Genomic DNA, 1902 nt, shown 5'->3' on the forward strand with positions numbered 1-1902 from the left:
GCCAGGGACGCGCCCGGCCGCCCCAGACCGGGTGCGGCATCGCGAGCGGGACGACGCCGCGCAGCGCCTCGCGACCGCTCTCGGCATCCCGGCTCCAGGCGAGGGCCACGGCGACCCGGTGCCCGGCCGGGCGGTGCTGGGCCAGCGGCAAGAGGTGATCGGGATCGCGCAGCGGATCGCTCACGGCGTTGCGCACCAGCAGGGCACGCCAAGCCGTCGCCGCCGCTGCATCGACGGTGACGGGCCGGTGGAGATCCACCCGCCAGGTCTCGGCCGGACGCAAGGTCTCGGGATCCCATCCGGCCGCTGGAACCGGCCGGTCGGACAGGCCCCCCTGTATCACGGTGAAGCGTGGCACCATCGCGTGTCCTGCCTGTCGACGATCCGTCCCGATCCGGGACGATCCGGCGCCTCGGAGACGCCCCTCGGGTCGATGGCTTCAAGGATGGTGCCGGGCCGGTCGCGCCTCAGGGGCCTGGGATCGCCAGGGGGTTGTCGGTGAGCGCGGCGGCGTCCGGCGCATCGACCCGGGGGCGTCCGAGGAAGGCATCCCAGAGCTGGCGGACGAAGGCCGGATCGAGGTCGCGCAGGATCAGCACGAGCCGTGAGGTGTGGTCGGGATCCGGCCAGGCGGGCAGGGTGAGGGGAGCGTGGAACACGTGCTGCACGCCGTGGACCACGATGGGGTGATCCGGGTCATCCGCGAGCGCCACGAGACCCTTGAGCCGCAGCAGCTTCGGACCATGGCCCGAGCGCAGGAGATCCATGAACATCTCGAAGGCCGGGCGCGGCACGGGCGCCGCGCTGGTCAGGCAGATCGCCTGGATCGACGAATCGTGCCGGTTCACGTCATCCTGATGATCACGCTCCAGCGCCGCGTCGCCGAGCCAGGACCGCACGTCGGCCCCCTTGCCGTCGAGGCCGAACAGGCCGCCGAGCAGGGTCTCGGCGGGCGCATCCGGCGCGACGATCGGGGCAGCCGGGTTGAGCACCGCCAAGCGCGCCCGGAGTCCGGCAGCGTCACCCGCGAGATCGGCCTTGGTCAGGACGATCCGATCGGCGACCGCGACCTGGCGCAGGGCCTCCGGATGGGCGTCGAGGGTCGCGGCGCCGGTCAACGCATCCACCACCGTGACCATCGCCTGGAGCCGGTAGCGCAGCACGAGATAGGGGTGGTAGATCAGGGCGTGCAGGATAGGCGCCGGATCGGCGAGACCGGTGGTTTCGATGATCACGCGGCGGAACGGCCGGATCCGACCGTTGTCGCGCTTGCGCAGCAGATCCTCGAGGGTCGCGATCAAGTCGCCCCGCACCGTGCAGCACAGGCAGCCGGCGCCGAGGAGGATCATGTCCTCGTCGACGGTCTCGATCAGCAGGTGATCCAGGCCGATCTCGCCGAACTCGTTGACGATCACCACCGTGTCGGCGAGCGCGGGGTCGCGCAGCAACCGGTTCAGCAGCGTCGTCTTGCCGGCCCCCAGGAAGCCGGTAAGCACGGTCAGCGGGATGGGCTCCGGGCGGCGTGGGTCCGGCGAGGGGGTGGGGATCTCTGGCATGAGCGGCGAAGTGGGGTGCCGGGGCGACCGCGGCAACGCGTGCGGCTCGCCGGCACCCGCGCGGGCCTACTCGTCCGCCGCGGCCTTCTTGGCCGGGGCTTTCCGGGCCGCTGCCTTCGGGTCGGGCTTGGCCTCCGCCTTGACGTGCGTCTTGGCCTGGGCCGGCTTGTGGGCGGTCGCCTTCGGCGCGGGCTTGGTGAGGCCTTTCCCGGGCTTGGCTTCCGGCATCGTAGGCGTCTCGTCGGCCGTGTAGGCGCTCGCGTTCCGCGGCACGCCATGCCCCGGCTTCGCGGCGACCCTCGGCGCGGTCGTGGCGGCGGCCTTCGCGGCCTGCAGCCGTTCGAGG

General features: G+C 72.5%; 1 protein-coding gene and 2 pseudogenes. All 3 read right to left on the reverse strand.

Going from position 1 to position 1902, the window contains the following annotated elements:
• Nucleotides 1-361: pseudogene (locus AC1DXK_RS30895) on the reverse strand (hypothetical protein); the annotation flags it as partial.
• A gap of 106 nt (nucleotides 362-467) precedes the next feature.
• Nucleotides 468-1556, reverse strand: coding sequence for a CobW family GTP-binding protein (locus AC1DXK_RS30900; protein ID WP_457104967.1), 1089 nt, complete (start codon nucleotides 1554-1556; stop codon nucleotides 468-470).
• Between the two features lie 66 nt (nucleotides 1557-1622).
• Nucleotides 1623-1902 (reverse strand): annotated as a pseudogene (locus tag AC1DXK_RS30905) (D-alanyl-D-alanine carboxypeptidase); the annotation flags it as partial.

It is taken from the genome of Methylobacterium sp. P3_A11 (genome assembly GCF_056403155.1).